This is a genomic window from Nocardia sp. NPDC058499, from assembly GCF_042719915.1.
Lineage (GTDB): Bacteria > Actinomycetota > Actinomycetes > Mycobacteriales > Mycobacteriaceae > Nocardia.
The window spans coordinates 367,949-393,857 of sequence record NZ_JBHXMZ010000007.1; the positions used below are offsets into that span (position 1 = coordinate 367,949).

A 25,909-nucleotide genomic window follows, 5' to 3' on the forward strand; every position below is an offset into this window, starting at 1 on the left:
CAGCGACTTGCTTCTGCCGCAGTTCGTCGACACTGATCGATTTCATGGAGCTATCCAAAGCCGGAAATGTCTACGAATGTCTACAGCCCTGAGCTGGGTCGAGTCGAACCGTGAGCGCGAAGGGCGGTCTCCGTCCAACCACCGGTTGTGGGCTGAGGTGGAGGGTCACGCCAATGTGGTCGCCACGGCAGCTGTGAAGGCTGCCCAAGCCTGAGGCGAAGTTTCCGCCACACTACTCGCTGTCCTCGTTACAACCGCTGGCCGACGGCGCTCCTGAGCCGCCGTCCGTGTCACTCCTGGGGGTTGAGGGGGTAGATCTGCCGGGTTGGATCACTGGACTTGACGACGCAGTTTCGGGCCTGCGTTGGTGCAGAGCACCAGTTCGAGCGGTGGGGTCCAGCGCCCGGCTCCCACCGGGTGCATCTGCCGCCATACTGCGGCATCAGAGTTCGATGATGTCGACCATCGATTCCAATCCGCGGAAATCGGCGCCATTCCTGGTGTACAGCGGCAGGTTGTGGGCGGAGGCGGTTGCCGCGATGAGGAGATCCATCCTGCGCGGCCGTGGGTTTCGATTCGCGGCCATGGTGAGCGCGACCAGTGAGCCGTAGCGCGCTACGGCCGCGGCATCGAGCGGTAGCGGATCGAAATTTACGATCGCGGCGCCGAGGTGTTCCGTCCGGACTGCGCGTGTTGCCGCATCGCGCGCCATCGCGACACCCTGATGTAGTTCGGCGAGGGTGACTACGGTGATCGCCGGCTCGATCGGCAACACTTCCTCATCGAGCCTCCCGAGGTCCAGGTATGTGCATGTGTCCAGAACGCCGGCGTCGTACCGCTTGCTCATCGGTGACGGTCCCAGATCTCGTCCTCACCGATACGGTCTTCGTTTCCGAAGAACTCGTCCGCCTCGCGTCGCATCTCGGCGTAATCGATTGCGGGCAGATTCCGATGCCGCCGGATGAGTTCTCCAGCAGTGAGCCGGCGCCGGGATGGAACGGGCCGGACCTCGGCGACCTCGACGCCATTACGAGTTACCCGCACGGTCTCGCCGGCGGCTACCGCGTCCATGATCTGGGCCGAGTTGTTTCGGAACTCGCGTTGGGTGATGGTCCGCATGGATACCAGTGTAGCCCCGTGTAGCACTGTGAGCTACGTGGCGGCTGTAGCTGGTGTCTGTGAACGGGTGAACTGAGATAAGGGCCGGATCCACGCGCATCGGCCGGTCGCTTTCTCAACGTAGAACCCTACGGCGGCGGTATAACGCCGGGCTGGTCCGGAGCTCGTCCGCCCGGAATGGGGCCGGTGATGCCCGGCTGGCCGTCGGGGTCGGAGAGGGGGGCGCCGGAGGAGGCCTGGCCGGGAGGCGGTGGCGGTGCGGCCGGGCCGGGGTCGTCCGTTTCCGGAGGTGCTTCGGCAGCAGGAGGTGGTGCTGGGGCGGGAGGTGCCGGCGCGGGCGGGGGTTCCGGCGGTGCGGGGGTGCCTGGGGGTTGGGGCGACGGATTGTCGGTGGGTGCCGGGATTTCCGGTGCGGGTTGTGGCCTCGGCCCCTCGCTGTCAGGACTCGGCGCGGGCGACCCGGGTGCGGGGGCCGGCGCGGCGGGTGGAGGGGCGGGGATGGTGCCCGGTTGATTCGGCGGCTCGGGGTCCACGTCGTCCCTGGGGGCGGTGCCGGTGGACGAGGGTGGCGCGGGGGCGACCTGCGGGGTGGTGATGGGCGGGGCCAGCGGAGGCAGGGCCCCGGGCGGTGGGGGCGGTTCGGGGAGGGCCGGGACTCCGCTGCCGGCGGCGGTGTAGGCGGGTTTGTAGACCAGGTTCATGGTGAGGACCGCCTCTTGGCGCAGAACTTCCTGCACCATGTCCGCGTCGATCACCTTCGCTGCTTCCAGCAGGCGGGCCAGGGCGCCGACCGGGCCGGTACTGCCGGGTGGCACCACCGCGACCTTCACTGCTTCCGCGGCCGCGGCCACCGCGCCGAGGCGCAGACCGACCTGGCCGACCACCCCGGCGAGTTCTTCGATGGATTCGGCGAAGCTGCGGGTGCAGGCGAGTGCGGCGTCGGCGGCCTCGCCTTCCCATTCGGCCTCGTTCATGACCAGGTTCGCGTTCGCGCGCGTGAGGGGGAAGGAGCTCTGCAGGGTGGCGGCGGCATTCATCCAGGTACCGGACAGGCGCAGGATCTCACCGGCGTCGATCTGCTGGGTGGCCTGGTAGATGTCCTCGTGGCGCATGGCTTCGAAATGCTCCATGGCGCTGATGTAATCGGGGTCGGTTCCACTCATCGGGGGATCCTCGCTTCGACGGAGCGCACGGCGGCGGCGTTGGCGGCATCGGCTTCCTCGTACAGGCCGCCGCTGAGCAGGAACGCCTCCTTCATGCGGTAGGCGGCTTCGATGTAGTGGTCGAGCAGGGCCGCGGTATCGCGCGCTTTGTGACCGAACCCGGCTTGGAGTTGCCGGGCGGAGTTCAGGCCGCCGAATCCGTGGGGGTCGGCGGCGTCGGTGAGGTTTTGCCTGAGCTGGATCAGCTGGTCGGCCTGCCGGTCGTAGAAATCTGCGCAGCGCCGCGCCGCCTCGGGATCGAACTTGACGGTTCCCGCATGGGCTGCCTGGCGGAACCGGACGATCTCGGCTCGACTGTCTTCGATCATGACTGGCGTACCCCTCCGTCGGTCACGCTCAGCCTAATCGCAACCGCGGGTCGCGGACAGCGGGTCGTAGTGATCGGCTATCAGGCGGGGATCCGCTTCTGCAGGTGCATGGCGAGTTGTTCGGTGGAGGCGGGCACGATGTGCACGGTGTCGTCGGCCTTGAGTAGGTAGCGGCCGTCGTTCTCCAGGTCGAGCCAGGTGTAGTGCACCGCGGGCGGTGGTTTCGGCCGGTCGAGGTGCGCCTCGATCCGGATATGGCCCTGGGCGGTGTGCGGGGCGCGCAGTAGTTTGCGGATCGGGGCGGCCGCGCGTTCCTCCTGGACAACGGTTTCGGTATCGCGCACCGCCGCGGTGGAGGCGGTGCGCGCGGGATGGCGCCCGGCCCGGGATTTCGGGAGCAGGGCGGCCAGGCGGGCGCCGAGTTTGGCGCTGTGACCGATGGTCAACCGGATGGTGCCGCCGAATTCCGCGGTACGTCCCGGCTCCTGTACCGCGAGAACGGCGCGGTCGTAGACGACACAACCCAGTGCGCGCAGTTCCCGGCCCGGTTCGGTGGCACCGCCGATGGCGATCACGCGGGTGTGCGGGCCGGCGAGGATGCGCAGGCAGGTATCGCGGTCGGGGTCCGGGGGAAGGCGCTGCGCGAGTTCTGCGTAGAGCGCCTGGGCGTCGCGTTCGGTACGCGGCGATTCGAGGACACGCAACGGGTAGGGGAGCCGGTCCAGGTCGGCTTGGCGCCATATGTGCGCGAATTCGTCGGGGGTCAGGCTCCAACTCACGCGGAATCACATCCTCACCGAAACCTGCGCGGGCCACCACAGCCTAATGGGTGCCGCCGGGCGGGGCCCATCCGCACTGCTTGTACCGGCGGAGCGAAAAGGTGGTATGCCGTGGGCTGCTCGTAACGGCCGTGGCCGGGATCGGCGAAATTGTGGGCTAACACACCCGATCGGACGATAGACAGGGTGTCCCTGGGGTTTACTCGTGCGGAACGGGCAACGATGCGCCGCCGCGGCAGGCAGGGTTGGAGGTCGGTTCTTGCGGGTGCTCTCAGCGGACGACACCGAAGCGGATATCGCGGCTCTCGGTGGAGGTAAGGCACGGGGGCTGTATGCGCTGGGGGCAGCCGGGGCACGGGTTCCGGAGTGGCTGGTGCTGGGCGCGGATGTGTTCGCGGAGTTCGCGGCCGCTGCGGGGCTGGATGAGTTGCTCGGCGAGCTGGCCGGTGCCCGAGATATGGATGTGGCGCTCGAGCTGGCCGGTCGGATCCGGGCCGATATCGCGTCGGCGGGTGCGGTGATCGACGGCACCGGGTTGCCGGAGTTGGTGCGCGCAGCCCACGTTCGCCTGGGCAGCGGTGCGCTCGCGGTGCGCTCATCCGTGGTGGGGGCGGGTGGCGGTGCGGATTCGTATGCGGGACTGTTCGATTCATACTCGAATGTCGGTGCGGGTGAGGTGTTCGATCGGGTGCGGGATTGCTGGATCTCCGGCTTCTCCGAGCGGGCGGTCCGGTACACGTTCGCGCGGAACCTCGTGCCGGTGACCAGGATCGCCGTGCTGCTGCAGCGATTCGTCGCGGCCAGGGCGAGTGGCGTGCTGTTCACCCGGAATCCGGGCGGTGCCGCCGGCGAGGTAGTGGTGAATGCGGTGCACGGTTCGGGCGAAGGGCTGGCCGCGGGGGCGGTCGACGCCGATACCGTGGTGGTGGACCGGGCGGGCACGGTCGTCGCACGGGTCACCGGCGGCAAAGAGGTCGAATACGTACCTGCGGACGGGTCCGGGATCGAGGTGGTGGAGGTCGCGCAACCTCGCCGGGCGGGGGTCGTACTCGGTGACGAGGACGTCGCGCTGCTCGCCGGACGCGGCCGGGCGCTGGCCGGTGCGCTGGGCGGGCCGCAAGATATCGAATGGGCGATCGACGCCGACGGATTGTGGTTTCTGCAGGCACGGCCCATCACCACGCTGCAGGATTCGCCGGGGCAGGTGGGCGGGCCGCGTCCCTCCGGGTATCGGCCCGGGCGTATCGAGCACGCCCAGGCGTCGCTGCTCCGCGCAGCGGAGACGGCCGCGGCGGTGCTCCGCGGCGCGGGCGAACCGGTGGCGCCGGCGGAGCCGCGGATATGGGCCACTGCCACGGGTTTCGAGAGCTTTCCGGGGCCGATGTCACCGCTGACCTTCACCATGGCCGCCGATATCTACGGCCGGGTGTACCGGGGCTACGCGCGGTCGCTCGGTGTGCCGGAAAGCCAGCTGCGGCAAATGGAGTCGTGGACCCCGTATCTGCTGGGCATCTTCCACGGCCGGGAGTACGTCAACCTGCTGCATTGGTATCGGACGGCGGGGATCACACCCGGCTATTCGCGGTCCCGCCCCGCGCTCGCGGCGGAGCTGGGCGTGGGCGAAACGCTGCCGGACGATCACGCGAAAACATTGCGCCCCTTCTTCTTCGAGAACAGTTGGCAGTGGGCGTGGTCACGGATTCGGACCACCATCCTCTACCTGCGCCGGATACTCGCCATCGAGACGATGACACGGGAATTCTGCGCCGAGGTCACCCGCCTGTCCGACCGCTACGACGCGATGGAATACCTCCACGGGGAACACGCGTATGCCGAGTACCGGCGACTCGATCGGGACCTCGTGCTGCGGTGGGGGCCGATGCTGGTGCTGGACGCGATCCTGCTGACCTGCACCGACACTCAGCTCTTGCTGACGAAAGCCCTTCTGCCGGGGGCTCCGGAATCGCTCGTGAACCCGCCCGCCGGCCCCGGTTACGACCCGGACGCCTATCTCGACGCACACCTCGGCGGAATTCGCCGGTCGCTCTACGACCGGGTGCGTGCCCGAACCGCCCACTACGCCGACTACCGGGAACAACTGAGGCACTGCAGGACCCGCGCGCTCGGGACGATCGAACAGATGATCCGGGTGATGGGGCGCGATCTCGAGGCGCGCGGAATCATCGACGATGCGGTCGATATCTTCCTGCTGACCGTCGAGGAACTGCGCAACTGCTACGACCGGGTCCCGATGCCGGGCCTGGCCGATCGGATCACGGTACGCAAGGTCGCCCGGACCACCGACGCCGACTTTGTCGCGCCGGCGCGATTCACGACGATCGGCCCCGAGCTCACCGATGCGGAACTGGCGGAGCGGGGCTGGGTTCCGCTTGCCGAAACCCCGCCCGCCGCGCCCCACGATGTGCTGGCCGGGTCGCCGTCGGCCGCCGGCGTGGTCGAGGGCATCGCCGTGCTGGTGGACGAACCGCGCGATGTGGCAGGCGCGATCCTCGTCGTCCACCGCGCAGATCCGAGCTGGGTGACGGCGCTGCCGACGGCGGCGGCGCTGGTGTCCGAACGCGGCGGCCCGCTCGTCCCGGTGGCGATCGTCGCCCGCGAGCTCGGGGTGCCGGCAGTACTCCAGGTCCCGGGCTGCCGCCGGAAATTGCGGACCGGGATGCGGATCCGGGTCGACGGTACGGCAGGAACGGTGACGGTGCTTTCCGGAGGAGGTCACGGCAATGGAGCCGGATGAACAGAGGGCGGCCCGCGACCTTCCGCAGATCGGCACACTGGCCGCTCTGCTGACCGCGCTGACGCCGCAGCGGCAGAAGGTGGCCGCTTATCTCGCCGACACCGAGGCCACCGGCCCGGCCGATCCGCGGCAGCAGCAACCCGGGCAGCTACGCCACCGGCTCGGACAGCGCAGACATCGGGGCGCCGACGCTGCCGCCGGTGACCGCCGCGGACTGGCGACGGGGCACGGACGAGTGAGCGCGCGGCCCTGAGCGGCCGGCGGGCTACCCGCGTGACCTCCCGGCCGGCCCGCCGGGTGCGACGCGGGTTCCGCGGTCGGCGACACCGTCCAGCAGCCGGGGCTGGAAACCGGCCCGGTGGTGGCTCCGGCGGGTATCCGCGGTGTGACCGGGCGGTTCGCCCTGCACGCCGACCGCTGTCGGTGGGCTGCGGCAGTATGGGGCGCATGACCACGGCACCGGGCAGCACTCGGAACGAGACCGCAGCGATCGGCGACGGGTTGCGGGGAAGTGCGGAAGAGTTACTGCGTGAGCTGGCGGGGCCGGCCGCGCGGTTGCGCGACGACCAGTGGGTCGCGATCGAGGCGCTGGTGGTGGACAAACGCCGGGCCCTGGTGGTGCAGCGCACCGGCTGGGGTAAATCGGCGGTGTACTTCATCGCCGCCAAGCTGCTACGCGCGCAGGGGCGCGGGCCCACGGTGATCGTGTCGCCGCTGCTGGCGCTCATGCGTAATCAGGTCGCGGCCGCGCGGCGCGCCGGGGTGGTGGCGGCCACCATCAACTCCGGAAATGTCACCGAATGGGATGAGATCCACCAGCAGGTCGCGTCCGGGGCGGTGGATGTCCTGCTGGTCAGCCCCGAACGGCTCAACAATCCCGATTTCCGCGATCAAGTCCTGCCCCGGCTGGCCGCCGACGCCGGACTGGTGGTCATCGACGAAGCGCACTGCGTTTCCGACTGGGGCCACGATTTCCGGCCCGACTACCGGCGTATCCGCACCCTGATCGCCGACCTCGGCACCGATGTGCCGGTGCTGGCGACCACCGCCACCGCGAACGATCGCGTGGTGACCGATGTCGCCGGTCAGATCGGCACCGGCACCCTGGTCCTGCGCGGCAGCCTGGACCGCGAATCGCTGCATCTGTCGGTGGTCCGGTTCGACGACGCGGTGGAACGCACCACCTGGCTCAGCGGCCACCTCGACGAGCTGCCCGGTTCCGGCATCGTCTACACCCTCACCGTCGCCGGCGCGCACGATCTCGCCGATGTACTCACCTCCCACGGCCACCGGGTCGCCGCGTATACGGGCCAGACCGATCCCGCCGAACGCGAAGCGCTCGAGACCGCGCTGCTGGACAACGAGGTCAAGGCCCTCATCGCCACCTCCGCGCTGGGGATGGGCTTCGACAAACCCGATCTCGGTTTCGTGGTCCACGTGGGGGCGCCCTCCTCGCCGATCTCCTATTACCAGCAGGTCGGTCGTGCGGGTCGTGCGACCGAACGCGCCGAGGTGGTCCTGCTGCCCGGCCCCGAGGACACCCGTATCTGGAGCTACTTCGCCTCCGTCGCCTTCCCGCGCGAACACGTGGTGCGCTCGGTCCTCGAAGCTCTCGACCACGAACGCCCGCAGTCCACGGCAGCTCTCGAGCCCCTGGTCGAGCTGAACCGTTCACGTCTGGACATGGTGCTGAAGGTGCTGGATGTCGACGGCGCCGTCCGCCGGGTCCGCGGCGGCTGGCTGGCGACCGGGCAGCCCTGGACCTACGACGCCGACCGCTACGAGCGCCTGGACGCCGCCCGCACCGCCGAACAGCAGGCCATGCTCGACTATCAGCAGACCACCGGTTGCCGGATGGAATTCCTGCGCCGCCAGCTCGACGATCCGGCACTCATCGGCGCCGCCCCGGGCACCGGCGCCTGCGGTCGCTGCGACAACTGCACCGGAAACCACCGCGACACCACCGTCGATACCGAGGCGGTCGCCGCGACCCGGGCCCGGCTGGACCGCCCCGGATTCGATCTCGCACCCCGCAAACAGTGGCCCACCGGGATGGCCAAACTCGGTATCTCGCTGTCCGGAAAGATCGCCGAAGGCGCCGAAACCGGCCGGGTCCTGGGCCGTCTCAACTCCCTGGGCTGGGGCCGGCGGCTGCGTCCCGTTCTCGACGGGCCCGACGGGCCGGTTCCCGACGAAGTGGTGCAGGCGTGTATTCCGGTGCTGCGGGAATGGGATTGGGCCGTCCGGCCCACCGCGGTACTCGCCCTGGAATCACCGGACCACCCCGTACTGACCACTTCGCTGGCCGAACGCCTCGCCGATATCGGCCGTCTCCGCAATCTGGGAACCCTGCACCTGCGTCCCGATCGCCCGCCGGTATCGGCGGTCAACTCCGCGCATCGGGTCGCCGCCCTGTACGACTCCTGGGAGATCCCCGACCTGTCCACCGCCGACGGCCCGATCCTGCTGGTCGACACCCTCACCGACTCCGGCTGGACCTTCACCGTCGCCGCCTGGACCCTGCGCCGCGCCGGTGCCCCTGCAGTTCTGCCGTTCGCATTGGCCACCCCGACCTGACGGGTACGCAACCCGGCACGGCACCGACCGCACGCTCGTCTCAGTGCACAGCTCGGACTTCGGCAGCCGGGTTTCGCCCCCAGGGCGGCGGCCGCCCCGGCGCGTGCCGCCGGGACGGGGTCGGGCCGGTGCCGTACGCGTTCTCGCTGGCCGCCGGGTCGTCAGGTATCTCACCGGGCGCAATGATCACCGCCGCCGGGATCGAGGCGGCGGTTTTCGTAGCACCGTGCCTCCCAGCCTGGAGATCCATACCGGTGCCGGACGGTGGAGCTCACCCCTTGGTGGCCGCGCCGATGGCGCTCAGGAATGTGCAGGGTCCTCGTCGAGATCGACCTCGTCGCGGTCGGCCCAGTCGATCAGCCGGGTGAGATCGAAGACCGCGTCGTCGATACCGGCGTGGAGGTCGCCCAGTTCGCGGTAGCGGCCGGGGACGGTGGCGACGGTGAAATCGCGCGGCTCGATATCCGGTATCTCGTTCCAGGTCACCGGGGTGGAGACGGTGGCGGCCGGGACACCGCGGACCGAATAGGCGGCGGCGATGGTGTGGTCGCGGGCGTTCTGGTTGTAGTCGATGAACAGCAGTCCGGGATCGCGGTCGCGGCGCCACCAGGTAGTGGTCACATCGCCGGGCGCGCGGCGCTCCACCTCCTTCGCGAAAGCCAGCGCGGCCCGGCGCACCTGCTGGAACCCGTGCTCGGGCGCGATCCGGACATACACGTGCAACCCTGAGCCGCCGGAAGTTTTCGGCCAGCCCACCGCGCCGATCTCGTCCAGCACCTCGTGCACCACCCCGGCCACCCGCTGCACCCGCGACCACGGGCAGTCCGGCATGGGATCCAGATCGATCCGCCATTCGTCGGGGCGTTCGGTATCGGCCCGGCGCGAGTTCCAGGGATGGAATTCCACCGTGGACATCTGCACCGCCCACACCACATCGGCCAGTTCCCGCACACAGAGTTCGTCGGCGTGCCGGTTGTAGCGGGGGAAGAACACCCGCACCGTGGGCACCCACTCCGGCGCGCCGGCCGGTAGCCGCTTCTGGTGCACCTTGTCGCCTGCGAGGCCCTTCGGGAATCGGTGCAGCATGCACGGCCGATCCCGCAGCGCGTTGACGATTCCGTCGCCCACGCTCAGGTAGTACTGCACCAGATCCAGCTTGGTGGTGCCGCTTTCCGGGAAATACACCCGGTCGGGGTTGGTGATCCGCACCTCGCGGTCGCCCACTGTCAGCTCCACTGCCGCGCCCGTGCCGCTGCCCATTCACCGACCCTAACGGCCGCGACGTGTTTAAGCTGGCCGATACGGCAACGAGTCGGCGGGAAGGACACCAATGCTCACCTTCGACACCGTGATCGAACTCGCCGGTAAGACAGCCACCGGGTTCCGGGTGCCCGCCCCTGTGGTCGAAGAGCTGGGCAGCGGGAAGAAACCCAAGGTGGCGGTCCGGATCGGTGGCCACACTTACCGCAGCACCGTCGCGGTCTACGGCGGGGAGTACATGCTCCCGTTGAGCGCCGAGAACAGGAACGCGGCCGGTGTGTCGGCGGGGGAGACCGTCACGGTCGGCGTCGAACTCGATACGTCGGAACGTACTGTCACAGTCCCCGGCGATCTTGCCGCCGCACTGGCCGAGGCCCCGGGGGCGCGCGAAGCATTCGATGCGCTCTCCTACAGCAAACAACGCGCGCACGTGCTCGCGGTCGAATCGGCCAAACGGCCCGAAACCCGGGCCCGCCGGGTGGAGAAGGTCGTCGGCGAGATGTCGGCCTGATCGTCCCTACGGGCCGGCGGTGGTCCCGGCCGGGCGGGACTCGATTCCGGGACCGCTGTCCGTGGTCAGGCTGCCGAGCAGGGCGAGCGAACGTTCGGAGGGCGATCCGGGTTCGGCGTGGTAGGCGATGAGCAACTGCCCCGGCGCCCCGGTCACCGCGAAACTCTCGTACGCCAGCGTCAGCTCTCCGACCATCTCGTTGTGGAACTGTTTGACCCCCGATGTTTTCGCCCGGACATCATGGCGGGCCCACAACCGGCGGAATTCGTCGCTCTTGAGTGAGAGTTCGCCGACGAGTTCGGTGAGCCGGGGGCCGTCGAGGTCGGTGCCCGCGGTCGCGCGCAGGCTGGCCACCGTATCCGCCGCGATCTGGGACCAGTTCGGGAACACTTCGCGGGCGCGGGGGTCGAGAAAAACCATCCGTACCTGATTGACGCCCGGGACCGAGCAGGCGTTCACCGCGGCCGCCAGCGGGTTCGCGGCCAGAACGTCCAGATGCCGGCCCAGCACCACTGCGGGAGTGTGGGACCACGCCTCCATCAACCGCAGCAGACCGGGAGTCACCCGCTCCGGGCGCCGCGGCGTACGTGGACGCGCCGCGGTGGGCCGGGCCAATTCCCGCAGGTGGGCGGTCCCTTCGTCGTCCAGCGAGAACACCCGGGCCAGTGCCGTGACGACCTGCTCGGACGGATGTTTATCGCGACCCTGTTCGAGCCGCACGTAATAGTCGGCGCTCACGCCCGCGAGCATCGCGATCTCTTCGCGCCGCAACCCCGCGACGCGGCGCCGGCCACCGCCGGGAAGCCCGAACTCTTCCGGCCGGACCAGTTCGCGGCGGGCCCGCAGGAACGCGCCCAGACGGTTGTCGGAATTCATGGTTTCAGGGTATGCGCAGGGTGAGCGGGCTGGGTGGCCCTGCAACTACCAGGAAATCCGCGACCTGGTAGCGGCCGGCACCCGGGCCGAATGTTGTGGACATGACGAACAACGACAATCTGAACGGCCGGGTCGCGGTAGTGACGGGAGCATCCAGTGGAATCGGTGCCGCCACCGCGCGGCGGCTGGCCGCCGACGGGGCCCGCGTCGCGTTACTGGGCCGGCGTAAGGAACGTATCGAGGAGCTGGCGGCCGAGATCGGCGGTGCCGCCGTGGCAGTGGCAGCCGATGTGGCCGACCGGGATTCGGTGCGCGATGCGGCCGCCACGATCCGGGCGGCGCTCGGGCCGGTGGATCTGGTGGTGGCGAATGCGGGCGTCATGCTCGGTGCGCCGTTCGAATCCGCGGAGGTCGGGGAGTGGGAGCAGATGGTCGGCACCAACGTCACCGGGTTGCTGTACACGGCGCGGGCATTCATCGACGATCTGCTCGCGGCGGCGGGCGACGGCCGGCGGGCCGATCTGGTGCTGGTGGGGTCGATCGGCGGGCACGCGATCTTTCCCGAATACGCCGTCTACTGCGCCACCAAGGCCGCGGTCGCGCATCTGACCCGGAATATGCGGGCGGAATACGGGCCACGAGGTGTGCGGGTGAAGAATATCGAACCCGGTTTCGTGGGAACCGAACTCGGTGCCGGGATGAGCTGGGCGGCGCAGCGGGAGCAGTTGGACGAGTGGCGTTCGTCGATGACGATTCTGGAGCCCGGAGATATCGCCGAGGCGATCGCCTTCGCGACCTCGGTTCCGGCGCGGCTCAATATCGCCGAATTGGTCCTGGTACCGACTCCGCAGGGCTGATCTTCGGTGCGGTGCAGGTCTTCGCCCGCACCGCACCGAAGATCGGTGCAGCCCACCCGCCGCTGCCGATGGTGCCCGATGATTTGGGTCGGCCGGACACGTGCCGGGCCGATAAGCCCGCCTCCCCGCCGCAGTTGCGTCCGGGGAGGCGCCGGGGCCGATCGCCTGCACCGTGCCGGTGACTCAGCGGCCTCCTGGCTGCGCGGCAGGGTTGGTGGTGTCCGGGTCGGCGACCGTGGGCAGCTCGGTGTGGCTGCGCCGGATCGCAGGCAACGCTTGCGAAACCCAGAGTGCGGCAGCGAAGTACACGATCTGCTCGGGGATCCGGAACCACAGCGGTGTGGGCGGTTCGCCGTTGAGCGGGATGTTCTCGACTGCCGCGTAGATATTCGCCGGGACCATCACGACCAGCAGGCCGGCGAGCCCGAGCCCGGCCCAGCGGCGGGTGCCGGCGAACAGCAGGCCGGCGGCGCCGGCCAACTCCAGGACACCGGTCGCGTACACGGCGAAGTCCGGGAACGGGATGGCGCCGGGCACCATCGCCACGAGGTCGCTGTGGCTGGGCATGACGGTGACCGAATCGGGTACGAAATGCGCCAGCCCGGTCATGGTGAACAGGAAGGCCAGCCCGTATGCGGCGGCGACCCGCCAGGTGGCGAAGCGGCGTACGCCGGCCAGGCCGAGCAGGCGGAGAACGAAGGTGGGGACGACGAACATCATGAGTGTGCCGAACATGGTGGTTCCTCGGGAAGGAGATCCGGGCGAACCCGAATGATTGTTGTTATCGAATGATAAATAAGAGTATGCATTCGATGATAACTAGTCAATGGTTCGGGGGCCTGCAGGCTTTCATCCAGCTATGGAGGTGTGCGGCGGAAGCGTCGGACCAGCGGATCGTTTCGTCCGAGCCGCATAGGGTGCGGTAGTCCTGCGGCATACCGAGGGCCGAATCAGCCAGGGCGCCGAGTCCGTCTCGGCTGAGCAGCGAGCACGGTGGGGCGGTGGCCGATCGTGCCGCCGGGGTGGCGAGTTGTCGGTGCCGGGTCGGGAGCAGCGACAATGGCACCCCGATCATGTAACGACCGTCCGGAGGAGCGCTGGATGACCGAACTCGTCGAACGGGGCGGTGCAGATCGAGAAGAAGCGGACGCGAACGGCCGCTTACCCGGAAAACCCCTGCGCGTGGTAGCCGCGATTCTGGTCGCGCTGTTGCTCACGCCGGTGGCGATCGGTGTCGCGGCCAACGGCGCGGTTCTCACCGGGCGCTGGTGGGACTCCACCGACCGCTGGCTGGCCCCGATCCAGTCCGTGCTCGGCGCGGTTCTGTTGCTGGCAGTCGCGGCGCTCGCGGTCGCCGTGCCCGCCGCGGCGATCGCAGCGGGACTGGTGTGGGGAATTCTGCCCGGAGTGGTCCAGATCGTGATACCGGAACGCACCTACCGGCTGATCTCGGCTGTCCCCGGGCTACCTACCGATCTGGACCACGCGTTGTACAGCTGGCTGTCCGGCGGAGTGGTGCTCATGGTCGGTGTGCTGCTGTTCGGCGCCGGTCTCACCGCCGGCTTGCTGCGCCGTCGACTTGCGGGATGATTCGCGGTGCCGCGGTGCGGCAGTGCCGGAAGATCGGCAGCGCCCTGGCCTCGTCGCCGCAGGGCCCTCCCATGGACATCTGCCCAGGTCTTGATCGGTCACCGCGAGGTGACCGGTTGCGCGTCGTTCGGTGATCGGGTTGCGGTGCCCGGGGACACCGACCCTCGGGCCGGTGTCCCCGGCGATCGAGCATGCGGCGGGACCAGCAGGTCCCGCCCGCCGCATGCTCAGCCCTTCACACAGAGCACCTGACGCAGGGTCGCGACCACATCGACGAGATCGTGCTGGGCCTCGATCACTTCGTCGATGTTCTTGTAGGCGGCCGGGATCTCGTCCAGGACACCGGCGTCCTTACGGGACTCCACACCCTCGGTCTGGGCGACCAGATCCGCGACGCTGAACTGCCGCTTGGCGGCATTGCGGCTCATCCGCCGGCCCGCACCGTGCGACGCGGACTGGAACGACTCGGGGTTGCCTTTACCGCGCACCACGTAGGAGCGGGTCCCCATCGAGCCCGGGATGAGCGCCATATCGCCCGCCCCGGCGCGGACCGCACCCTTACGGGTCACCAGCATGGGGACACCGTCGATCTTCTCCTCCGCCACATAGTTGTGATGACAGCTCACTGGTGTATCGAACCGGACCTCGCGGGTGGGGAACTGCTTGCGCACCGCCTCGGACACCAGCGCCAGCATGACCGCGCGGTTGCGGGCCGCGTACTCCTGCGCCCAGGTCAGATCGTGCCGGTAGGCGGCCATCTCCGGGGTGTTCGCCAGGAATACCGCAAGGTCCCGGTCTATCAGGTTCTGGTTGTGCGGCAGTTTGCGGGCAACCGCCATATGCCGCTCGGCGATTTCCTTGCCGATATTGCGGCTGCCGGAGTGCAGCAGGATCCACACCTGGTCGTTCTGGTCCAGGCAGACCTCGATGAAGTGGTTCCCCGAGCCCAGCGAACCCAGCTGCTTATGCGCCTTGGATTCCCGTGGTGCCACGGCCTCGTCGAGGTCGTTGAACGCCGACCAGAACCGGTCCCAGCCGGTACGCAGGGTCGAGGTGGCGACACCGGACGGTCCAGGTGCCAGCTTGTTCACCTGCACAGGGTTCTTGTGGGCATTGAACCCCACCGGTACCGCTGCCTCGATCGCCGAGCGCAACGCGCGGAGGTCGTCGGGCAGGTCGGCCGCGGTCAGATCGGTGCGCACACTCTCCATCCCGCAGCCGATGTCGACCCCGACCGCCGCCGGCGCGACCGCATCGCGCATGGCGATCACCGAACCGACCGTGGCGCCCTTCCCGAGGTGCACATCCGGCATGACCCGGACGCCGTGCACCCATTCCAGCCGGGCGATATTGCGCAGCTGTTGCAGCGCCGCCGCATCGATCTCGCTCTCCTGGGCCCACATCAACGTCCGTGCCCGGGTACCGGACAGCTCGACGGGAAACATTGTTTCGATCCTTCCGTTCGGCGGACCGGTGTCCGCCTCCGTATTTCACGGTAGGCCGAGGGAGCGGGGCAGGGCATCCGAATTTCGGGCGGCGCCGACTGGCATCCACCAGCGAACGGGTCGCCTGTCTGCCGGTGCGACCGTTCCACGCTTCCACCGTTTCAGTATCGTGAACCATCTGCCGCCGCTCGGATCGAATTCTCGGGACGGCCGGATCTCACCGGTCGAGCATTGCCTCGATATCGGGGCGCCACGGGATCGCCGCGCTGGCACCGAGTGTGGTGGTGGCCAGTGACCCCGCGGTGCAGGCGAAGCGCAATGCGGCGGCCGGTCCCTGTGCCCAGCGCACGGCAAGTGCCCCGGTGAACGTGTCTCCGGCCCCGGTGGTGTCGACTACCTCGACCGCCGGTCCGGTGGCGGTGGTTTCCACACCGTCCGGGCCGCGATACCGGGCGCCGTGCGCGCCGAGCGTGACCACCACGTGCGGGACGGGGTCGAGCAGGCTGTCCAAGTGCTCGGCCTCGCCGGTGTTCACCACGGCGACGTCCACGTGTTCCCACAGTTCGTCCGAAAGATGCTGTACCGGCGACGGGTTGAGGATCACGGTGGTGCCGTGTGCGCGCGCGTGCCGGGCGGCGGCCGTCACGGTCCCGAGGGGGATCTCGAGCTGGCAGACGAGGAGGTCGGCGGCGGCGATGGCCGTGCGGTCCGCGGTCGTCAAGCCGGTCACCGCGGTGTTGGCGCCGCCGACGACGACGATGCTGTTCTCGCCGGAATCGTCGACCACGATCGTCGCGATACCGCTCGGACCGTCGATCACCCGCAGCCCGGTGGTGTCCACGCCGGACTCGGTGAGCACTGCGCGCAGCCGCGGGGCGAATACGTCGGTGCCGATCGCGCCCAGGAACATGGTCTGCCCGCCGGCCCGGCTCGCCGCGATCGCCTGGTTGGCGCCTTTACCGCCCGGCACCATCGTGAAACCGCGGCCGAGCACCGTCTCACCCGGTGCGGGACGGGCCGCGGTGGTGGTCACCAGGTCCATGTTGATACTGCCGAGTACGGCGATCAGTGGCGAGGTCACGGGGAGAACGTAACGCGTGAGCGCCGGTGAAATCCGGTTTTCGTGGTGCGTAGGCTATATACCTATGACGGCAGCAGAGACCACCGCTGAGTTCGATATGCGTGAGGCCGTGCACGGGGCTGCGCGCCGGGCGCGGGTTGCGTCCCGGGTGCTCGCCCAGCTCACCACGGCCCGGAAGAACGAAGCGCTGCACGCCGCGGCGGATGCGCTGCTGGCCGCCGCGGATACGGTGGTGGAAGCCAACGGCGAGGATTTGGTGGCCGCCAAGGCGGCCGGCACCGAGGATTCGCTGCTCGACCGGCTGCGGCTCACCAAGGACCGGGTCGACGGGATCGCCGCGGGCCTGCGCCAGGTGGCGGCCCTGCCGGATCCGGTGGGTGTGGTGGAACGCGGGTCGACGCTGCCCAACGGGCTCGAGATCCGGCAGGTCCGGGTGCCGCTCGGGGTGGTCGGCATGGTGTACGAGGCCCGGCCGAATGTCACCGTGGACGCCTTCGGGCTGGCGTTGAAATCGGGTAACGCGGCGCTGCTGCGCGGGTCGTCGTCGGCGGCCCGGTCCAATGCCGCGCTGGTCGAGGTGCTGCGGTCCGCGCTCACCGAGGCGGGTCTCCCGGCCGACGCCGTCCAGCTGCTGCCCAGCGCGGACCGCTCCAGCGTGACCCACCTGATCCAGGCGCGGGGCCTGGTGGATGTGGTGATCCCGCGCGGCGGCGCCGGCCTCATCAACGCCGTGGTGCGTGACGCCCAGGTCCCGACCATCGAAACCGGTACCGGCAACTGCCACGTCTACGTCCATTCCGGCGCCGACCTCGATATGGCCGAGGAAATCCTGATCAACGCCAAAACCCGCCGGCCCAGCGTGTGCAATGCCGCCGAAACCGTGCTGATCGACGCCGCTATCGCCGAAACCGCCTTGCCGCGGCTGGGTAAGGCCCTGTCCGATAAGGGCGTCACCCTGCACGGCGATCTCGACGGTATGACTCCGGCCACGGACAAGGATTGGGCCGAGGAATACCTGACCCTCGATATCGCGGTGAAAATCGTCGACGATCTCGACGCCGCCGTCGACCACATCAACACCTGGGGCACCGGCCACACCGAAGCCATCGTCACCGGCGAACTTGCGGCGGCCGACGAGTTCACCCGCCGGGTGGATGCCGCGGCGGTCATGGTCAACGCGTCCACCGCCTTCACCGACGGTGAGCAGTTCGGCTTCGGCGCCGAAATCGGTATCTCCACCCAGAAACTGCACGCCCGCGGCCCGATGGGATTGCCGGAACTCACCTCGTCGAAGTGGGTTGTCCGCGGATCCGGTCAGATTCGCCCCGCGTAGGACCACATCGGCCGCGTCGACGTGGGACCCGGCCCGCAACCCTGAGCCGTGGTCGCTATGGCCCCGCTGCCGGGGTTTCAGTACCGAACGACATCGGCACGACCGCCGAGCAGTTCGCCATCGGCCATCACCAGACCGACTAGTTCGGCGAGGGCGAGCCACTCCCGGTCGTGCCACATTTCCAGCGCGGTCAGGTGCGGCACGACGACCACCTCGGCGTTGTGGTTCAGGACGTGCTCCATCGCGATCAGCACAGCCAACCGCGGCGCTGCCGTATCCGTGACCGCCGTGTACACCACGGTCAGATGATGCCGCTGTGTCAAGTCATCGATCTCGCTACGGTTTGCTTCGGATCGATGCAGCAGAATCGCGCGTCTCAGGTCAGTGGGCACCGCGTACCTCTTCCGGCAGAGCCGCCCACAGGTCTGCGATGGTGTTCCCCATGTCGCGTCGCAGCCGGGCGATATCGGCCGACGATCCCGGGTGGGCCCGGTGCCGGGCGCCGGATTCTGCGCGCAAGGCGGCGGCGACTCGTTGCAACGTTGTGAGATCGACCGGAGTATCGCGATCCAGTAGCGGCAACGCCGCTCGCAGATGTTGTCGGCGGACGTGGCATCGGCCCTGCGGGTTGGCGGAAACGGGCTGATCCTCGATGTGGCTGTTCATCTCATCCCCTGCGTGATCGGTTGTGGCGCACTGCGGCGGCGGGACCGATGTCCACGGCCGGTGGGTGGACTCACGCGAGCCTGGCCGAGGCAACAGGTGTGGATCCGAAATCTGTCGAACGCTGGGTGAACCTCGGCCGGATCCCGCGGCGGCGCACCGCAATCCACGCTGCGGAGTGTCTGGGTGAGGATGCTCATGTCCTTTGGCCCGCCCTCCGGCAGGCGCGGCCGGCGCGTGCAGTGAGTCCTGAACTCGTCGCCCTCCACGATCAGCGAGCCGACGTCCCGGCATCGGCGTTCGTCAACCTGTTCGCCGCAGCGTCCGACCGCATCGACGTCCTGGTCTACGCGGCCGTATTCCTCCACGAGGCGTACCCACGGCTCAATGATCTGTTGATCGAACGGGCACGGGCGGGCTGCTCGATACGAATAGCCGTGGGTGACGCCGACAGTGTCAACGTCCGGCAACGCGGCACAGAAGAAAAGTTCGGGCACGGCATCGAATCCCGTTGCCGTCTCGGCCTGATGCACTACCGGGCACTGCGATCGGTGCCGGGCATCGAACTGCGCACCCACGGCACGACGCTCTACAACAGCATCTACCGCGCTGACGATCAGATGTTGGTCAACGCGCATGTGTGGGGAGTGAATGCCTACGGGGCGCCCGTCTGGCATCTGCGCCGTACCATCGACGGTGGCCTGTTCGATACCTACACGTCGAGTTTCGACGCCGTGTGGCAAACGGCCCGACCGGTGGAGGGGTGAACCGATGGCGCGCACCGAGTTCTACGACGACCCGGCGGCACCGCAGCCGAACAGTCTCGTAGTCGCGGCTTCCGCCGTGGTGTGCGACGACAGCGGTCACATACTGCTACAGCGGCGTGCCGACAGCGGCCTGTGGGCGCTTCCCGGGGGCGGCATGGAGATGACCGACAGTCTCCCCGGCTGCGCTGTGCGAGAGGTCAAAGAGGAAACCGGCCTCGATATCGAGATCACCGGACTCGTCGGAACCTACACCGACCCCCGCCACGTGATCGCTTACAGCGACGGCGAGGTCCGGCGCCAGTTCAACGTATGCTTTCGGGCTCGTGTCGTCGGCGGTGACCTCACTATCTCCGATGAATCCACCGAACTGCGGTTTGTCGCCCCTGCACAACTCGAAGTTCTCGACATGCATCACACGCAGCGACTGAGGCTGACCCACTATCTGGAGGGGCGAACCAGCCCCTACCTTGGGTGAAAACCGAGACCGACCGGGCAGCCGAACACCCGAGCCCGATGGCACCGTAGTCCGTCTGTCACATGCCACAGTGGTGCGGACCGGCCCTACACGCGGACTGGTCGGCTCGGCTCGGTGGTGAGCTGGGTCTCTTGGCTCCGGGGGACGAGGTCCGCCGGCTGGGGGCCCGGTAGCGTGGGATGGGCAGAGTTCGACGGAAGGACGCCCCATGGAGCCCGCGAGTTCCCCCATCCCGCCGGTTCAGGAGCCGATCTTCGCGTCGGTCGATGATGTGCAGGTCCGGCTCGCCGAAACCGGCTATCTGGCCGATAAAGCGACCGCTACCTCGGTTTTCCTGGCGGATCGTCTCGGTAAGCCGCTGCTCGTCGAGGGTCCGGCCGGTGTCGGCAAGACCGAGCTGTCGCGGGCGGTGGCGCAGACCTCGGGCGCGGAACTGGTGCGGTTGCAGTGCTATGAGGGAGTGGACGAGGCGCGGGCGCTCTACGAGTGGAATCACGCCAAGCAGATCCTGCGTATCCAGGCTTCCGGGGAGAACGATTGGGCCGAGACGAAGGCCGATGTGTTCACCGAGGAATTTCTGCTGTCGCGGCCGCTGCTCACCGCGATCCGGCGAACCGACCCCACGGTGCTGCTCATCGACGAAACCGATAAAGCCGATGTGGAGATCGAGGGGCTGCTGCTCGAGGTGCTCAGCGATTATGCCGTGACCGTCCCGGAGCTGGGCACTATTACCGCCGACCGCAAACCGTTCGTGGTGCTGACCTCTAATGCCACCCGGGAGCTGTCGGAGGCGCTGAAACGGCGCTGCCTGTACCTGCACCTGGATTTCCCGGACGAGGATCTGGAGCGCCGCATCCTGGCCAGCCGGGTACCGGAACTCCCGCAGGCCGTGGCGGCGCAGCTGGTGCGGATCGTGCACGTCCTGCGCGGAATGCAGTTGAAGAAACTGCCGTCGGTCGCCGAAACGATCGACTGGGCGCGCACACTGCTAGCGCTCGGGCATACCGACCTCGACGATACGACGGTGCGCGAAACCCTCGGGGTCGTGCTGAAGCATCGCAGCGACCACCAGCGCGCGCTGGCCGAGCTGAAACCGGTCTGATCATGGCGGTCACCGAGGACCGGCCCCTGGCCCCACACGGACTGCCGGGGCATCTGGTGGGGTTCGTCGAGGCGCTGCGGGCACGCGGGATCCCGGTGGGGCCCTCGGAAACGGTGGACGCGGGCCGTGTGCTGTCCGTCCTCGATCTCATGGACCGGGAAGCCGTACGGGAGGGCTTGGCCTGCGCCCTGCTGCGGCGCACCACCCACCGCGCCACCTACGACGGCCTGTTCGACCTGTGGTTCCCTGTCGCCATCGGGGAGCGCGACGCCGCCGCGGAAATCGAATTGCCGTACCGCGACGACGGCCGCCTCGACGTACCGGCGCTGCGCCAGATGCTGGCCGAGATGCTGGCCGACGAGAACTCCGGCGGCGCGCAGGCGCTGATGGCCGCGCAGCTGGTGGAGCAGCTCGGGCAGTACCAGTCGGCGCGCGGCGCGTCGTTCTCGTCGTATCAGGCGCTCAAGGAGATCCAGCCGCAAACCCTGCTGGCGCAGATCCTGGCCGGAATGGCCACCCCGGATATGAGCGATTTCGAGACCGAGATCGCGCGCCGGACGGCCCGCGGCCGGATCGACAACTTCCGCCGGACGGTGGAGGCCGAGACGCGGCGGCGGGTGGCCGAACGGATCGGCCGGGAGCGGGTCGCTTCGTACGGGGTCGCCCGGCAGGCCGAGGATGTGGATTTCCTGCGTGCCTCGCAGAACGAGCTGGCCGAGCTGAAACGCAGTACACAGCGTCTCGCGCGGATCCTGGCGTCGCGGCTGGCCGTGCGCCGGCGGCACGCCAAGCGCGGCGAGATCGACCTGCGAAAAACGCTGCGCAAATCCATGTCGACCGGTGGCGTCCCGATCGACCTGGTGAACCGCAAACCGCGGCCCGGCCGCCCCGAACTGGTGCTGCTGTGCGATGTGTCCGGTTCGGTCGCCGGTTTCAGCAATTTCACGTTGTTGCTGGTGAGTGCCCTGCGCGAGCAGTTCTCGAAGGTGCGTATCTTCGCCTTCGTCGACAACACCGACGAGGTGACCCGGTTCTTCGATCCGCACACCCGGCTCGACGAGGCCATGCAGCGGATCTTCGCCGAGGCCGATATCGTCGGTTTCAACGGCCACTCCGACTACGGCAGCGCCCTGACCAGCTTCGCCGACGGATTCACCGACGCGGTCACCAGTCGTAGCTCGCTGCTGATCCTCGGTGACGCCCGCACCAACTACCGCGACCCGGAACTGTCCACCCTGTCCGAACTGGTCGCCGTCGCCAAGCACGCCCACTGGCTCAATCCGGAACCGCGCCAGAACTGGGGTTCCGGCGATTCGGCCGCCGACCGCTACCAGCAGGTCATCGAAATGCACGAATGCCGGTCCGCGTCCCAGCTCACGGCCGTGGTCTCCCGGCTGCTGCCGGTCTGACCGGGACCCGCCGGGAACACCCCGTTAAGCTCGACACTCATGCGCGGAACAGGCCAGGGCGGACCCAAGCTGGGGGTGATGGGTGGCACCTTCGATCCCATCCACCATGGGCACCTGGTTGCGGCCAGTGAGGTCGCCCACCGGTTCGACCTCGACGAGGTCGTGTTCGTACCGACCGGCCAGCCGTGGCAGAAATCGGGCCGGCGGGTCAGTCCGGCCGAGGACCGCTACCTGATGACGGTGATCGCCACCGCCTCCAACCCGCGGTTCTCGGTGAGCCGGGCCGACGTGGACCGCAGCAAGATGACCTATACGGTCGACACCCTGCGCGACCTGCACGCCCAGCGTCCGGGCGCCGAACTGTACTTCATCACCGGGGCGGACGCGCTGGCCAGCATCCTCACCTGGCAGGATTGGGCGGAACTGTTCGAGCTGGCGAAATTCGTGGGTGTCAGCCGGCCGGGGTACGAGCTGAACATCGATCATCTGGCCGACCATCTGCGCGGTATGCCCGACGACGCGGTCACGATGATCGAGGTCCCCGCGCTGGCCATCTCGTCGAGTGAATGCCGCCGGCGCGCGGCCGAGGGCCGGCCCGTGTGGTACCTGGTGCCGGACGGCGTCGTCCAATACATATCGAAACGGCACCTCTACGTGCCGGCGCAAGCGGAAGGTAATGGAAGCGTGAACCGAGGACCAGGGGGAACCACACCATGACTGCGACAGCCGAGGCAGTGCAGATGGCGACCGTCGCCGCGTTGGCCGCGGACGAGAAACTGGCCGCCGATGTGGTGGTACTCGACGTCTCCGAGCAGTTGGTGATCACCGACTGTTTCGTGATCGCTTCGGCGCCGAACGAGCGCCAGGTGAACGCCATCGTCGATAATGTCGAGGAGAAACTGCGCGCGGCCGGGCATAAACCGGTTCGCCGGGAAGGGACCCGCGAGGGCCGCTGGGCGCTCTTGGACTATGTCGATGTGGTGGTGCATATCCAGCACAACGACGAACGTAATTTCTATGCGCTGGAACGGTTGTGGAAAGACTGCCCCGTCGTTCCGGTCGAGGGGATCGGTGGGCCCGAGGCCACCACCGATGCGGAAAGTGCTGGAGAGACCGAGTGACACAGAAAACCGGTGTGCGCACCCTGATCCTGTTGCGCCACGGGCAAACCGAATGGAACGCCAACGACCGGATGCAGGGGCAGATCGATACCGATCTCACCGATCTGGGCCGGCGGCAGGCCAAGGAGGCCGCACGGGAACTCGTGTCGCACAAGGCGATCGGCCTGATCTCCTCCGACCTGAAGCGGGCCTACGAGACCGCGCAGGCGCTGTCGGAGCATTCCGGCCTGGAGGTGGTCCGGGAGCCGCGGCTGCGCGAAACCCATCTCGGTGACTGGCAGGGGATGGGCGATGTGGAGGTCGATTCGCTCTATCCGGGCGCGCGCCTGGAATGGCGAATGGACGCCACCTACACCCCGCCGGGCGGCGAATCGAAGCTCGAAGTCGGCGCCCGGGCGCTACCGGTGGTGCAGGAATTGTTCACCGAGCGGCGGGATTGGCCGGGCGCCACTATGATTCTCGTGGCGCACGGCGGGCTGATCGCCGCGCTCACGGCCGCATTGCTCGACCTGCCGCCTCAGAACTGGCCGGCCCTCGGTGGGCTCGCCAATGCCAGCTGGGTGCAGCTCAGCAGCCACGGTCCGAGCATCGAGAAGCCCGGCTGGCGTCTCGATGTGTGGAACGCAGCGGCGAAAGTAGCACCCGATGTCATCTGAAGACCTGAACCGGCAGATTCCGGACGAACTGTTCCAGCGGGTTTCCGCGAAACCGGAACGCGCGCTACCCGATGCGCTGTTCGGCCCGGCGACCGAGCCGCAACAGGACGAAAACGCCGAGAGTGCCGACGGCGACGATATGCGTAAGGCAGTCTGATCACCAGGAGGGTCGCGCAGTGACAGCGAGGTCGGAGGATACGAGCCGGCCGGAATCGGCCGGGCCGGTACAGGGTTCGGCCGATCCGCGGCCCATACCGGGAACAGGCGACGGCGCTGCCACCGCCCGCCCGCTCGAAGAATCCGCGGCCCCGGATCCGGTGGGCCGGCGGCCGGTTCTGCTGGTGATCGCCGATTCGCTGTCCTATTTCGGGCCGAAAGGCGGTCTGCCGGCCGACCATCCCCGGATCTGGCCGAATCTGGTGGCGTCCGAACTCGACTGGGATGTCGAATTGGTCGCCCGGATCGGCTGGACCTGCCGGGACGCCTATTGGGCTCTGATCGGCGACCCGCGGGTCTGGGCGGCCGTACCGCATGCCGGGGCGGTGGTTTTCGCGGTGGGCGGTATGGATTCGCTGCCCTCGCCGTTGCCTACTGCGCTCCGTGAATTGATCCGCTATGTCCGGCCCGCCGGGCTGCGCCGGGTTGTGCGTTCGGTCTACCAGTGGGTTCAGCCCAGGGCCTCGAAGCTGGGCAGCCGGGTCGCGCTGCCGCCGGAGATCAGCGTGGACTATCTGGAGCAGTGCCGTACGGCGCTGGCGCAGCTGCGGCCCGATCTACCGATGGTGGCGGTACTACCGTCGGTGCACGACTGCGACGCCTATGGGCGGGTGCACCGCGGCCGGGAACCGGCGGTGCGGGCACTCGAGAGCTGGTCTGCGCGTACCGGTGTGCCGCTGGTCGATCTGAAGGCCGCCGTGCACGACAACATCTTCTCCGGCGACGCCAACCCCGACGGTATCCACTGGGGGTGGGCCGGGCATTCCGAGGTCGCCACATCGATGGTGAAAACCCTGCGCGAGGTGGGGTGAGCCGTGGCGGTCGTGGTCGTCACCGATTCGTCCGCCGGCCTGCCCGCGGACCACATCGGCGAGCTGGGGATCGACATCGTGCCCCTGCATGTGCTGGTCGGGGACACAACCCACCGCGAAGGTGTCGATGACCTCGATATCGACTACACCGCGGATTCGGTCAGCACCTCCGCACCGTCTCCCGGTGAGCTCCGCGACGCCTACACCGCGGCACTGGCACGCAGCGGCGGCGACGGCGTGGTCGCGGTGCATCTGTCCCGGCAGCTGTCCGCCACCTGGGAGTCCGGGCGGCAGGCCGTCCGGGATATGGGCGCCGAAGAGTCCGTGCGACTGGTGGATTCGCTCGGCGCCGGCCTGGCCACCGGGCTACCGGCACTGGCCGCCGCCCGATCGGCCGCCGCGGGTGCCCCGCTGGACGCGGTGCACCGGACCGCTGTCGCGGCGGCGGAGAAATCGCACACCTTCATCCTGGTGAATCGCACCGAACAACTCCGCCGCGGTGGGCGGCTCAGTACCGCGGCCGGATTCTTCGCCGGCGAATTGGTGAGCAAACCGATCCTGCAGTTGGTGCAGGGCAGGCTGGAGTTGCGGGAGAAGGTACGCACCCGGTCGAAGGCGGTCGGGAAGCTGGTGGCGGCAGCCGTGGCGGCCGCCGGATCCGGGGAAGCCGTTCTGGGGGTCCAGCATCTGGATGCGGCCGATGCGGCGGAAACGGTGATCGATCAGCTGCGTGAACGCCTGCCGCAGGTCCGGGAGATCCTGACGGCGGAATTCGGTCCCGCGCTCGGGGTGCACCTCGGGATCGGTGCGGTCGGCGTACTGGTATTGCCCGGCGGCTGGGGCTGAGCTCACCGCACAGTTGTGCCGGGCGGATCCGGTCCGGCCTGCTCTCGGCCGCTCGGGGACGGGTTCATCCACAGGGCACGGTTGTCCACAGGTTTGCCGAAGTGCCTGGTCGGGCCGTAGATCGGGTA

At 68.4% G+C, this 25,909-nt stretch carries 29 protein-coding genes; 17 read left to right on the plus strand and 12 right to left on the minus strand.

Going from position 1 to position 25,909, the window contains the following annotated elements; genetic code table 11:
• Positions 1-442: 442 nt before the first annotated feature.
• The 5 genes from ACFWPH_RS22950 to ACFWPH_RS22970 form a co-directional block, all read right to left on the minus strand.
• Positions 443-847, minus strand: coding sequence for a type II toxin-antitoxin system VapC family toxin (locus tag ACFWPH_RS22950; protein WP_378754153.1), 405 nt, complete (start codon positions 845-847; stop codon positions 443-445).
• Complete coding sequence (locus ACFWPH_RS22955) at positions 844-1,119, minus strand: type II toxin-antitoxin system Phd/YefM family antitoxin (RefSeq protein ID WP_378754155.1); 276 nt, start codon at positions 1,117-1,119, stop codon at positions 844-846. Before ACFWPH_RS22955 ends, ACFWPH_RS22950 begins: the two co-directional genes overlap by 4 nt.
• 128 nt (positions 1,120-1,247) lie before the next feature.
• Positions 1,248-2,282, minus strand: coding sequence for a WXG100 family type VII secretion target (locus ACFWPH_RS22960; RefSeq protein WP_378754157.1), 1,035 nt, complete (start codon positions 2,280-2,282; stop codon positions 1,248-1,250).
• Positions 2,279-2,650: a hypothetical protein gene (locus ACFWPH_RS22965; RefSeq protein WP_280415555.1), complete on the minus strand. Its 372-nt coding sequence runs from the start codon at positions 2,648-2,650 to the stop codon at positions 2,279-2,281. Before ACFWPH_RS22965 ends, ACFWPH_RS22960 begins: the two co-directional genes overlap by 4 nt.
• An 80-nt stretch (positions 2,651-2,730) precedes the next feature.
• A complete protein-coding gene (locus ACFWPH_RS22970) occupies positions 2,731-3,429 on the minus strand; it encodes an ESX secretion-associated protein EspG (RefSeq protein ID WP_378754159.1) in 699 nt (232 codons plus the stop codon).
• Positions 3,430-3,694: 265 nt separating this feature from the next.
• Here ACFWPH_RS22970 and ACFWPH_RS22975 point away from each other — a divergent pair, with 265 nt between their 5' ends.
• The 3 genes from ACFWPH_RS22975 (at position 3,695) to ACFWPH_RS22985 (ending at position 8,761) form a co-directional block, all read left to right on the plus strand.
• Positions 3,695-6,184, plus strand: coding sequence for a PEP/pyruvate-binding domain-containing protein (locus tag ACFWPH_RS22975; RefSeq protein WP_378754254.1), 2,490 nt, complete (start codon positions 3,695-3,697; stop codon positions 6,182-6,184).
• Positions 6,171-6,437, plus strand: coding sequence for a hypothetical protein (locus ACFWPH_RS22980; protein WP_378754161.1), 267 nt, complete (start codon positions 6,171-6,173; stop codon positions 6,435-6,437). Before ACFWPH_RS22975 ends, ACFWPH_RS22980 begins: the two co-directional genes overlap by 14 nt.
• Positions 6,438-6,631: 194 nt before the next feature.
• Positions 6,632-8,761 carry a RecQ family ATP-dependent DNA helicase gene (locus tag ACFWPH_RS22985; protein WP_378754163.1) on the plus strand — a complete coding sequence of 710 codons (2,130 nt, stop codon included), beginning with the start codon at positions 6,632-6,634 and terminating at the stop codon, positions 8,759-8,761.
• A 300-nt stretch (positions 8,762-9,061) separates the two neighbouring features.
• On the opposite strand, the gene ligD is transcribed toward ACFWPH_RS22985, so the two are convergent.
• Positions 9,062-10,021, minus strand: a complete 960-nt coding sequence (gene ligD, locus ACFWPH_RS22990; protein ID WP_378754165.1) for a non-homologous end-joining DNA ligase — start codon at positions 10,019-10,021, stop codon at positions 9,062-9,064.
• Between the two features lie 70 nt (positions 10,022-10,091).
• On the opposite strand from ligD, the gene ACFWPH_RS22995 reads away from it, so the two are divergent.
• Positions 10,092-10,532, plus strand: coding sequence for a YdeI/OmpD-associated family protein (locus ACFWPH_RS22995; protein WP_378754167.1), 441 nt, complete (start codon positions 10,092-10,094; stop codon positions 10,530-10,532).
• Between the two features lie 6 nt (positions 10,533-10,538).
• Here ACFWPH_RS22995 and ACFWPH_RS23000 read toward each other — a convergent pair whose 3' ends face one another.
• Positions 10,539-11,408, minus strand: a complete 870-nt coding sequence (locus tag ACFWPH_RS23000) for a helix-turn-helix transcriptional regulator (protein WP_378754169.1) — start codon at positions 11,406-11,408, stop codon at positions 10,539-10,541.
• A 101-nt stretch (positions 11,409-11,509) separates the two neighbouring features.
• Between ACFWPH_RS23000 and ACFWPH_RS23005 the strand changes: the two genes are divergently transcribed.
• Positions 11,510-12,265, plus strand: coding sequence for an SDR family oxidoreductase (locus ACFWPH_RS23005; protein WP_378754171.1), 756 nt, complete (start codon positions 11,510-11,512; stop codon positions 12,263-12,265).
• A 183-nt stretch (positions 12,266-12,448) separates the two neighbouring features.
• On the opposite strand, the gene ACFWPH_RS23010 is transcribed toward ACFWPH_RS23005, so the two are convergent.
• Positions 12,449-13,000, minus strand: coding sequence for a hypothetical protein (locus ACFWPH_RS23010; protein WP_378754173.1), 552 nt, complete (start codon positions 12,998-13,000; stop codon positions 12,449-12,451).
• Between the two features lie 366 nt (positions 13,001-13,366).
• Here ACFWPH_RS23010 and ACFWPH_RS23015 point away from each other — a divergent pair, with 366 nt between their 5' ends.
• Entirely contained in the window at positions 13,367-13,855 is a 489-nt protein-coding gene (locus tag ACFWPH_RS23015; RefSeq protein ID WP_378754175.1) for a hypothetical protein, read from the plus strand.
• A 227-nt stretch (positions 13,856-14,082) separates the two neighbouring features.
• Here the strand turns inward: ACFWPH_RS23015 and ACFWPH_RS23020 are convergent, their stop codons facing one another.
• Positions 14,083-15,300 (minus strand): RtcB family protein, encoded by a 1,218-nt coding sequence (locus ACFWPH_RS23020; protein WP_378754177.1) that lies wholly within the window; start codon positions 15,298-15,300, stop codon positions 14,083-14,085.
• Between the two features lie 217 nt (positions 15,301-15,517).
• A complete protein-coding gene (locus ACFWPH_RS23025; protein WP_378754179.1) occupies positions 15,518-16,381 on the minus strand; it encodes a ribokinase in 864 nt (287 codons plus the stop codon).
• A gap of 64 nt (positions 16,382-16,445) precedes the next feature.
• On the opposite strand from ACFWPH_RS23025, the gene ACFWPH_RS23030 reads away from it, so the two are divergent.
• Positions 16,446-17,714: a glutamate-5-semialdehyde dehydrogenase gene (locus ACFWPH_RS23030; protein ID WP_378754181.1), complete on the plus strand. Its 1,269-nt coding sequence runs from the start codon at positions 16,446-16,448 to the stop codon at positions 17,712-17,714.
• Between the two features lie 77 nt (positions 17,715-17,791).
• Here ACFWPH_RS23030 and ACFWPH_RS23035 read toward each other — a convergent pair whose 3' ends face one another.
• Positions 17,792-18,106 carry a hypothetical protein gene (locus tag ACFWPH_RS23035; protein ID WP_378754183.1) on the minus strand — a complete coding sequence of 105 codons (315 nt, stop codon included), beginning with the start codon at positions 18,104-18,106 and terminating at the stop codon, positions 17,792-17,794.
• The gene (locus tag ACFWPH_RS23040; protein ID WP_378754184.1) at positions 18,096-18,380 is read right to left on the minus strand and encodes a hypothetical protein; all 285 of its coding nucleotides are present in this window, start codon (positions 18,378-18,380) and stop codon (positions 18,096-18,098) included. Before ACFWPH_RS23040 ends, ACFWPH_RS23035 begins: the two co-directional genes overlap by 11 nt.
• A 98-nt stretch (positions 18,381-18,478) precedes the next feature.
• Between ACFWPH_RS23040 and ACFWPH_RS23045 the strand changes: the two genes are divergently transcribed.
• From ACFWPH_RS23045 to ACFWPH_RS23090, 10 genes are all read left to right on the plus strand, one after another.
• Positions 18,479-19,144, plus strand: coding sequence for an XRE family transcriptional regulator (locus ACFWPH_RS23045; RefSeq protein ID WP_378754186.1), 666 nt, complete (start codon positions 18,479-18,481; stop codon positions 19,142-19,144).
• A 4-nt stretch (positions 19,145-19,148) separates the two neighbouring features.
• A complete protein-coding gene (locus tag ACFWPH_RS23050; RefSeq protein ID WP_378754188.1) occupies positions 19,149-19,619 on the plus strand; it encodes an NUDIX hydrolase in 471 nt (156 codons plus the stop codon).
• 208 nt (positions 19,620-19,827) lie between these two features.
• Positions 19,828-20,721 (plus strand): AAA family ATPase, encoded by an 894-nt coding sequence (locus ACFWPH_RS23055; RefSeq protein ID WP_378754190.1) that lies wholly within the window; start codon positions 19,828-19,830, stop codon positions 20,719-20,721.
• A 2-nt stretch (positions 20,722-20,723) separates the two neighbouring features.
• Positions 20,724-22,130, plus strand: a complete 1,407-nt coding sequence (locus ACFWPH_RS23060) for a VWA domain-containing protein (RefSeq protein ID WP_378754192.1) — start codon at positions 20,724-20,726, stop codon at positions 22,128-22,130.
• Between the two features lie 39 nt (positions 22,131-22,169).
• Complete coding sequence (nadD, locus tag ACFWPH_RS23065) at positions 22,170-22,847, plus strand: nicotinate-nucleotide adenylyltransferase (RefSeq protein WP_280414592.1); 678 nt, start codon at positions 22,170-22,172, stop codon at positions 22,845-22,847.
• Positions 22,844-23,251 carry a ribosome silencing factor gene (rsfS, locus tag ACFWPH_RS23070; RefSeq protein WP_378754194.1) on the plus strand — a complete coding sequence of 136 codons (408 nt, stop codon included), beginning with the start codon at positions 22,844-22,846 and terminating at the stop codon, positions 23,249-23,251. Before nadD ends, rsfS begins: the two co-directional genes overlap by 4 nt.
• A complete protein-coding gene (locus ACFWPH_RS23075) occupies positions 23,248-23,907 on the plus strand; it encodes a histidine phosphatase family protein (protein ID WP_378754196.1) in 660 nt (219 codons plus the stop codon). The genes rsfS and ACFWPH_RS23075 overlap by 4 nt, the downstream gene beginning before the upstream one ends.
• Positions 23,897-24,064: a hypothetical protein gene (locus ACFWPH_RS23080; protein WP_195057164.1), complete on the plus strand. Its 168-nt coding sequence runs from the start codon at positions 23,897-23,899 to the stop codon at positions 24,062-24,064. Before ACFWPH_RS23075 ends, ACFWPH_RS23080 begins: the two co-directional genes overlap by 11 nt.
• A gap of 160 nt (positions 24,065-24,224) precedes the next feature.
• A complete protein-coding gene (gene octT / locus ACFWPH_RS23085; protein ID WP_378754255.1) occupies positions 24,225-24,935 on the plus strand; it encodes a diglucosylglycerate octanoyltransferase in 711 nt (236 codons plus the stop codon).
• A 3-nt stretch (positions 24,936-24,938) separates the two neighbouring features.
• On the plus strand, positions 24,939-25,781 hold the full coding sequence (locus ACFWPH_RS23090; RefSeq protein WP_378754198.1) for a DegV family protein: 843 nt from the start codon (positions 24,939-24,941) through the stop codon (positions 25,779-25,781).
• The last annotated feature ends 128 nt before the right edge of the window (positions 25,782-25,909 follow it).

Excerpts from the sequence above, each read along its gene's own strand:
- ACFWPH_RS22960 (WP_378754157.1), bottom strand. The coding sequence starts at position 2,282 with ATGAGTGGAACCGACCCCGATTACATCAGCGCCATGGAGCATTTCGAA.
- ACFWPH_RS22955 (WP_378754155.1), bottom strand. The coding sequence starts at position 1,119 with ATGCGGACCATCACCCAACGCGAGTTCCGAAACAACTCGGCCCAGATC.
- ACFWPH_RS22985 (WP_378754163.1), top strand. The coding sequence starts at position 6,632 with ATGACCACGGCACCGGGCAGCACTCGGAACGAGACCGCAGCGATCGGC.
- ACFWPH_RS23000 (WP_378754169.1), bottom strand. The coding sequence starts at position 11,408 with ATGAATTCCGACAACCGTCTGGGCGCGTTCCTGCGGGCCCGCCGCGAA.
- rsfS (WP_378754194.1), top strand. The coding sequence starts at position 22,844 with ATGACTGCGACAGCCGAGGCAGTGCAGATGGCGACCGTCGCCGCGTTG.
- nadD (WP_280414592.1), top strand. The coding sequence starts at position 22,170 with ATGCGCGGAACAGGCCAGGGCGGACCCAAGCTGGGGGTGATGGGTGGC.
- ACFWPH_RS23050 (WP_378754188.1), top strand. The coding sequence starts at position 19,149 with ATGGCGCGCACCGAGTTCTACGACGACCCGGCGGCACCGCAGCCGAAC.
- ligD (WP_378754165.1), bottom strand. The coding sequence starts at position 10,021 with ATGGGCAGCGGCACGGGCGCGGCAGTGGAGCTGACAGTGGGCGACCGC.
- ACFWPH_RS23055 (WP_378754190.1), top strand. The coding sequence starts at position 19,828 with ATGGAGCCCGCGAGTTCCCCCATCCCGCCGGTTCAGGAGCCGATCTTC.
- ACFWPH_RS22995 (WP_378754167.1), top strand. The coding sequence starts at position 10,092 with ATGCTCACCTTCGACACCGTGATCGAACTCGCCGGTAAGACAGCCACC.
- ACFWPH_RS22965 (WP_280415555.1), bottom strand. The coding sequence starts at position 2,650 with ATGATCGAAGACAGTCGAGCCGAGATCGTCCGGTTCCGCCAGGCAGCC.
- ACFWPH_RS23005 (WP_378754171.1), top strand. The coding sequence starts at position 11,510 with ATGACGAACAACGACAATCTGAACGGCCGGGTCGCGGTAGTGACGGGA.
- ACFWPH_RS23010 (WP_378754173.1), bottom strand. The coding sequence starts at position 13,000 with ATGTTCGGCACACTCATGATGTTCGTCGTCCCCACCTTCGTTCTCCGC.
- ACFWPH_RS23020 (WP_378754177.1), bottom strand. The coding sequence starts at position 15,300 with ATGTTTCCCGTCGAGCTGTCCGGTACCCGGGCACGGACGTTGATGTGG.
- ACFWPH_RS22980 (WP_378754161.1), top strand. The coding sequence starts at position 6,171 with ATGGAGCCGGATGAACAGAGGGCGGCCCGCGACCTTCCGCAGATCGGC.
- ACFWPH_RS23040 (WP_378754184.1), bottom strand. The coding sequence starts at position 18,380 with ATGAACAGCCACATCGAGGATCAGCCCGTTTCCGCCAACCCGCAGGGC.
- ACFWPH_RS23015 (WP_378754175.1), top strand. The coding sequence starts at position 13,367 with ATGACCGAACTCGTCGAACGGGGCGGTGCAGATCGAGAAGAAGCGGAC.
- ACFWPH_RS23080 (WP_195057164.1), top strand. The coding sequence starts at position 23,897 with ATGTCATCTGAAGACCTGAACCGGCAGATTCCGGACGAACTGTTCCAG.
- ACFWPH_RS23060 (WP_378754192.1), top strand. The coding sequence starts at position 20,724 with ATGGCGGTCACCGAGGACCGGCCCCTGGCCCCACACGGACTGCCGGGG.
- ACFWPH_RS23030 (WP_378754181.1), top strand. The coding sequence starts at position 16,446 with ATGACGGCAGCAGAGACCACCGCTGAGTTCGATATGCGTGAGGCCGTG.
- ACFWPH_RS22950 (WP_378754153.1), bottom strand. The coding sequence starts at position 847 with ATGAGCAAGCGGTACGACGCCGGCGTTCTGGACACATGCACATACCTG.